Raw genomic sequence first — 7,166 nt, forward strand, 5'->3', positions numbered from 1 at the left:
GCGACGAGCAGGGCGACGGCGGCGAGTCCGGCCAGGACGACCAGTTGACCGGTGTGCCCCGGGTCGGCCGTGGCCGGTGGGGTGTCGTCCCCGCCGGCCGGGGGCAGCGGGCCGATGCGGACGCCCGGCCCCCGCGCGTCCGGGGGCAGCGCCAGCACCCAGCCGGGGCGGAGTTCGGCCGGGTCGGTCAACCGTCCGCCGTCGGGCTGGCGGCGGCCCCGGTTCAGCTCGAAGACCTCCCGGTACCGGTTGCCGTCGCCGAGGGTGGTGGCCGCGATCTGGTAGAGGTACTCCCGCTGCCCGCCCACCGGCGGCCCCACCACGTAGTACCGCCCTGCCGGCGTCGCGTCGGCGGAGTTCGCGGCGGACGGCGTCGCGTCAACGGACACCGCCCCGACCGACCCCGCCTGTGACGGTGCCGGTTGGACGGACCCCCGGTCGGGCGACGTCGCCCCGGCGGGCACCGTCCCCGCGGCGTGGGCGGCGGCGAGCAGGAGGGCGGCCAGGACCGCCGCCGTCGTCACGACGATGCCGCGCCGCCTGGACCGACCGGTGACCCGTCGGGTCACCGGTCGCCCGGCACCGGTAGTGGTCGGGAATCGCACGGTCAGCCTCCTTGATCCTCCGCCGGGTGGAGCCCTTCCCCGGCCGGTGCCTACAACGGCGGCGACCGGCGATCTGTTCAGTCCGGCTTCGCCGTCCGCCCGCCCGGTTAGCCGAATCGCAACCGACCGGACCCGGGGCCGGTACGGGGGAGGCCGTAGCCTGGGCGGTCCACGACGACGCTGGGAGGTAGCGCTGTCCCGCCCGCTTCCGGTGACCGGACGCCACCGGGCCCGATGGTCCCGTCCGCTGGTCGCCCTCCTGCTCGGTGGGCTCGCCGTCCCGGCGTCGACGGTGGCCGTGGCGACGCCGGCGACGGCCGCCCCCGTGCCCCCGCCCCCGGCCGGCGCGCCCGCCCGGCCGGGGGTCGCGCCGAACGGCTTCGTGAAGTACCTGGTGGTCGGCGCGGAGCAGGGCCGGGTCGAACACCTCTGGGAGGTCGCGTTACGGGTCCTCGGCGACGCGCAGCGGTACCCGGAGATCTTCGCCCTGAACAAGGGACGGGTCCAACCGGACGGCATCGCGGTCACCGACCCCGCCGTCCTGCGCCAGGGCTGGGTCCTGGTGCTGCCCTGGGACGCCGTCGGCGCGGGCGTCAGCTACGGCCCGCTGCCGGTGTTCACCCCGGCCCGCCCGGCGGCGACGCCCCGCCCAAGGCCGAGCACCGCGCCGACCAGCGCCCTGGTCTGCACGGTGGCCCCGAAACGGCGGATCGGCGGGGTGCCCTGGGCGCAGCTACGGCTGACCCCGGAGGTGGCCTGGACCCGGGGCCGGGGCGCGGGGGTCACGGTCGCGGTCATCGACTCCGGAGTGGACGCCACCCCGCCGGCCCTCGCCGGCCGGGTCCGTCCCGGTGCGGACGCCGGGGCCGGCGGTGACGCCCGGGGGGACCGGGACTGCACCGGCCACGGCACCGCGCTCGCCGGGATCGTCGCCGCCGCCCGGCAGCGGGGCACCGACTTCGTCGGTCTCGCCCCCGAGGCCACCGTCCTGCCCGTCCGGATCGGCATGGCCGCCGGGACGGCGGAGTCGACCGAGCTGGTGGCCGCGCTGCGGGTGGCGACCACGGCCGGGGCCGGGGTGGCCGTGGTCGGCGGCTCGGTGGACACCACCGACAAGCGGGTGGTCGCGGCGCTGCGCGCGGCGGTCACCCGGGGCACCACCGTGGTGGTGGCGGCCCGCCCGGCGACGGCGGCGAAGGGTGCCGCCCTGCCGCCGGGGGTGCTGCGGGTCGGCGCGGTGGGCCCGGACGACCGGTTGGCCGAGGTGCACCGGCCGGGGGAGGTCGACGTAGTGGCGCCGGGCGTGGACGTGGTGGGCCTGGGGATCGGCTCGGGCGAGGTGCAGGGCACCGGCACCGGCTACGCCGTGGCGTTCGTCGCCGGGCTGGTCGCCCTGGTCCGCTCCAGCGCGCCCCGGTTGGACGCGGTCGAGGCGGCGGCCCGGGTCACGGCCACGGCCGACGGGGCGGCGCCCCCGGCGGGCGGGCCCGACCCGTGGCACGGCTGGGGCATGATCAACCCGGCGGCGGCGGTGAACGCCACCCCGGCCGGTGTCGCCACCACCGTGGAGCAGAAGAGCCCGGCCGGCGCGATCGCCGTGCTGGCGGCGATCCTCACCCTGGTCACCCTCACCGTCGGCCTGCGGCGTCGGCGTCGGCGCTGACCCGCCCCGCACCCCGTGCCGCCCGGCCGGCGGTCAGCCGACGGGCACGGGGTCGGGTTCGACGTACGCGGTCTGGATCATCCGGTGTCCGCGTCGGGTCAGCACCATCGCCCGGCCGGGCGGCAGGTGCCGTCCCTTCACCCCGCCCAGCAGCGGCCCCTCCGTCGGCGGGCAGGACAGCGCGAGGTCCGGGCTGCTGGCCTCCTGGAGGCGACGCAGCAGCGGGTCCATCGACATCCGCATCAGGTTCGCGGTGCCCCGGACGACCACCATGTGCAGCCCGATGTCGACGCCGTGCGGGACGTACGGGATGAGGGGTTGCAGGGGGTTGTCCTGCCCGGCGAGCATCTCGAAGTCGTCGACCAGCACGAACAGTCGCGGCCCGGTCCACCAGTCGCGGCGGCGCAACTGCTCGGGGCTGATCTCCTTACCCGGCAGCCGTCCCTTGAGGCCGAGCACGGCGTCGGCGACGGTCTCCCGGGTGGAGTCGGTGGAGACCGAGTAGCCGAGGCGGTACTCGGCCGGTACCGAGTCGAACAGCTGCCGCCGGTAGTCGACGATCAGGATGCGCGCCTCGGCCGGGGTGAACCGGCCGACGATCAGGCGGGCCAGGTGGCGCAGCAGGTTGGTCTTGCCGCTCTGGCTGTCGCCGAGCCCGGTCAGGTGCGGCAGCTCCGCGAAGTCGTGCCAGTACGGCTTCAGGTCGGTCTCGTCCAGGCCGAGCGGCACCCACAGGTCGCCCTCGGCCGGCGGCAGGTCGGCGGCGGGGAGCACCGCCGGCAGGGTACGCACCGGCGACGCCACCGGCCCGGCCCAGAACTCGGCGACCGTGCCGGCCAGCTCACGCGCCCCCTCGGCGGTGCTCGCCGGGTCGGCCGCCCCGTCGATGCGCGGCAGCGCCCCCAGGAAATGCAGCTTCTCCGGGGTGAGGCCGTGCCCCGGGGCACGCGGCACGGTGGCCGCCAACCGCAGGTCGATGGCGGAGTCGACGGCGTCGCCGAGGCGCAGTTCCAGTTTGATGCCGAGCTGGTCGCGCATGCTGTGGTGCACCTCCGACCAGCGGGCCGCGCTGACGATCAGGTGGACGCCGAAGTTGAGCCCCCGGGCGGCGATCTGCCGCAGCGCCACCTCCAGCGGCTCGAACTCCTGCCGCAGCGTGAACCAGCCGTCGACCACCAGGAACACGTCGCCGTACGGGTCGTCGGCGACCCGACCCTCGGCGCGTAGCCGGCGGTAGGTCTGGATGCTGTCGATGCCCTGCTCGGTGAAGCGCCGCTCCCGCTGGTTGATCAGGCCGGTCACCTCGGCGACGGTCCGGCCGACCCGGTCGGTGTCGAGCCGGCCGGCGACGCTGCCCACGTGCGGCAGCCCGGCGACGGTGCCCAGGGTGCCGCCGCCGAAGTCCAGGCAGTAGAACTGCACGTCGGTGGGGCGGTGGGTGAGCGCCAGCGCGCAGATCAGGGTCCGGATCAGGGTGCTCTTGCCGCTGCGGGTGCCGCCGGCCACGCCGATGTGCCCGCCCACCCCGGACAGGTCCACGGTGAGCAGGTCGCGGAGCTGCTCGTAGGGCTTGTCGATGAAGCCGAGCGGGACGACCAGCCGCCCGTTGCCGGGCCAGTCCGCGGCGACCAACCCGAGATCGGGGTCGGGGGTCAGCGCCGGCAGCAGACTGTCCAGGGTGGGGGATTCGGCCAGCGGCGGCAGCCAGACCTGGTGGGCCGGTGGCCCGGAGTCGACGAGCTGGTCGGCGACGATCGCGAACACGCTACGCCCGGCGGCCGGCTCCGCCCCGGCCACCGGCGGCGTCCCGGACCCGGCCGGACCGCTCGCCGGGGTGCCCGCTCCGGCGGTCGGCGCGTCGGCTCCGGCCGAGTCGGTCGCGGGCGCGGTGTCGACGGGCCGCACCGACGGCGTCGGCTGCTCCGCTGTCACCGGGCCCAGCCGGTAGGGCACCACCTGCCGCTGGACCACCTCCTGCCGGACCCGGGCCCGGCGGGGGCGGTACTCGCCGGAGACGTACGCGGCCTTGAACCGCAGCAGCGTCGAGACGTCCATCCGCAGGTAGCCGTTGCCCGGCGCGGCCGGCAACTCGTAGGCGTCGGGCACCCCGATCACCGAGCGGGACTCCATCGCCGAGAAGGTCCGCAACCCGATCCGGTACGACAGGTGCGACTCCAACTGCCCGATCCGGCCGTCGTCGACGCGCTGGCTGGCCAGCAGCAGGTGCACGGCCAACGAACGGCCCAGCCGCCCGATCATGACGAACAGGTCGATGAAGTCCCGGTGCGCGGCGAGCAGCTCGGAGAACTCGTCGACGACCACGAAGAGGGTGGGCAGCGGGTCCAGCGGGGCGCCGCCGGCGCGGGCCTTCTCGTAGTCCAGCACCGAGCTGTAGCCACCAGCGGCCCGCAACAGCTCCTGCCGGCGGACCAGCTCGCCGTGCAGGGCGTCGCGCATCCGCCCGACCAGGGACGCCTCGTCGGCCAGGTTGGTGATCACCGCCGAGGTGTGCGGCAGCCGGTCCAGGCCGAGGAAGGTCGCCCCGCCCTTGAAGTCGACCAGGACCAGGTTGAGCGTCTCCGAGGAGTGCGTGACGGCCAACGCCAGCACCAGCGTCCGCAGCAGCTCGCTCTTGCCGGAGCCGGTCGCGCCGATCAGCATCCCGTGCGGGCCCATGCCGCCCAGGGCGGACTCCTTGATGTCCAGCTCGACCGGGGCGCCGGTGGCGTCCACCCCGATCGGCACCCGCAGCCGCTCGTCCGGCCCGCGCCGGTCGCGCAGCGCGGCCAGCTCCAACCGTTCCAGGTCGGGGATGCGCAGCAGCGTACCGAGGTCGAAGTCGGCCTTCATCGGTTCGGGGGCGAGTTCGGTGCTGACCGCCAGCCGGTAGGGCGACAGCAGCCGGGCGACCGTGCGGGCCGCCGCCGGGCCGAGCAGATCGGGGGTGGCGAGCACCTGCCGGGTCTCCTGGCCCACCCGGTCCCGCCCGAGCATGGTCAGCGTGCCGTCGGCGACCTCCAGGTTGAGGATGCCCTTCCCGGTGGCCACCGGCGGGTCGTCCAGGTCGACGAAGACCGCGTTACGGTAGCCGCCGGTGGTGAGCCGGTGACCGGTCGGCACCCGGCCACCGTCGCGGACCACCACCACGTACGGCTCGTCCCGGTCGGGGGTGACGCCCGGCTCGTAGCGGGGGCGGCCGGTGAACTCCGCGCCGAGCAGCCGTTCGAGGCGTTCGATCCCGTCGGCGGCCAGCCGTGCCGCACCGGCGGCGTCCTGTTCGGTGGGATGCTGGGCGTGCGGCAGCCACTTGACCCACTCCCAGGCCGCCGACCCGTCCGGGTCGACGCAGAGCGCCACCCGGACCTCCTCCGGCGCGTGCAACGCGCCGAGCTGGGTGAGCAGCGCCCGCAGCAGCGCCCGTGCCGCCGTCCGGTCCCCGGTCACCCGGATCTCGGCGAAGCCCGGCAGGAACAGCGCCACCGGCTGGTCCGGCAGGGTGCTGTACGCCCGGATGAACCGGCGCAGCGCCTTCGCGGCGACCGGTTCGAGATCCTCGACCGGCTTGGTCTGCATCGGCGCGATCCGGACCGCCAACCGCTGCTCGCCGGTGCCGACCCGGATCTCCAGGAAGTCCGGGTGGGTGGGGCGGCGTTCCCAGCGGCGGGTGGTCATCGCCAGCGACCACAACGACGCCGGGTCGGGGTGCCGCCACAGGCTGGAGTCGCGCTGGTCCTGGGCGTAGCGGCGGGCCCGGCGGCGGTGCTGGGCGAGATAGCGCAGGTAGTCGCGGCGGTCACCGCCGTGGCGTTGCTTGCGTTCCCCGCTGCTGGCGATGACCGAACCGATCATCACCCCGCCCATGGCCACCGCCATCATGCCGGCCATCACCCAGGTCAGCGGGCCCCGCGACGGGCCCATGAACATCAGCATCATCACGCCGGTCATGAGCGCCATCGGCAGCACCATCATCGCCTGCCGGGCGCCGTTGTGCTGCGGCTCGCTCAGCTCCGGCGGCTCCTGGAGGGTCAACTCCCCGGTGGGCATCTCCGGCCCGCTGCGCCGTGCCGGCCGCCGGAACAGCACCGTCCCCATGCTCGTCTCCCTCCACCCGGGCCGTCGGCCCCCCTCCACAACGGAGCACGGGCCGATCCGGGTCGATCCCGGTTTCCGGCCGGGGGCGTGCCGGCGGGGGAAGAAAATTCCGATCGGTCGTTGAACGTTCTCCGGGCCGTTCCGTTGAAGGGGCCGTGACAGGCACCGAGACCGAGCAGATGTGCCGGCTGGTCGTCCGCGGACCGAGCCGGCAGATCGAGGTCGCCGTGCCGGTCGGGGTGGTCGTCGCCGACCTGTTGCCGGCGCTGCTGCACCACCTCGGGGACGGGTTGGCCGACACCGGGCTGCGGCACGGCGGCTGGGTGCTGCAACGTGCCGGCTCGGCCCCGCTGGACGAGGAGAGCAGCGTCGCCGCGCTCGACCTGCACGACGGCGACCTGGTGTATCTGCGTCCGCGCGCCGACCAGCTGCCCGAGGTCGACTTCGACGACCTCGTCGACGGGATGGCGACCGGGGTGCGGGACCGTCCCGGCCGGTGGCGTCCCGAACTGGTCCGCCCGGTGGTGCTGGGGCTGGCCGGTCTGCTGTTCGCCGTCGGGCTGGTGGCCCTGGCGCTGCCCGGCCCGGTGCCGCTGCGGGCGGTGGCGGCGCTGGCGGTGGCGGTGGTGGCGCTGGGCGGCGGGGCCGCCGTGGTCCGGGCCGCCACCGGGCGGGGGTTCGGCGTGCTGCTGGGTGTCGCCGCGACCGGCTACGCCGGCCTGGCCGGGCTGGTGCTGCCCGGCGACGGCGGGGCGGTCGGAGCGGGGGTGACCGGGCCGCAGGTGCTCGGCGGGACCGCCACCGGG

General features: G+C 75.6%; 3 protein-coding genes and 1 pseudogene. 2 read left to right on the forward strand and 2 right to left on the reverse strand.

Going from position 1 to position 7,166, the window contains the following annotated elements; genetic code table 11:
* A pseudogene (locus tag H1A17_RS32880) lies at positions 1 to 605 on the reverse strand (hypothetical protein); the annotation flags it as partial.
* A 211-nt stretch (positions 606 to 816) separates the two neighbouring features.
* On the opposite strand from H1A17_RS32880, the gene H1A17_RS32885 reads away from it, so the two are divergent.
* The gene (locus H1A17_RS32885) at positions 817 to 2,268 is read left to right on the forward strand and encodes a S8 family serine peptidase (RefSeq protein ID WP_194823710.1); all 1,452 of its coding nucleotides are present in this window, start codon (positions 817 to 819) and stop codon (positions 2,266 to 2,268) included.
* 33 nt (positions 2,269 to 2,301) lie between these two features.
* Here H1A17_RS32885 and eccCa read toward each other — a convergent pair whose 3' ends face one another.
* Entirely contained in the window at positions 2,302 to 6,360 is a 4,059-nt protein-coding gene (gene eccCa / locus H1A17_RS32890; protein ID WP_145919387.1) for a type VII secretion protein EccCa, read from the reverse strand.
* A gap of 155 nt (positions 6,361 to 6,515) precedes the next feature.
* On the opposite strand from eccCa, the gene H1A17_RS32895 reads away from it, so the two are divergent.
* Positions 6,516 to 7,166, forward strand: a 651-nt coding sequence (locus H1A17_RS32895) for an EsaB/YukD family protein (RefSeq protein WP_309236927.1), incomplete at its 3' end; no start/stop codon positions are given.

Origin of the sequence: Micromonospora sp. S-DT3-3-22, from assembly GCF_015354745.1 — a bacterium.
Classification (GTDB): domain Bacteria; phylum Actinomycetota; class Actinomycetes; order Mycobacteriales; family Micromonosporaceae; genus Micromonospora; species Micromonospora wenchangensis.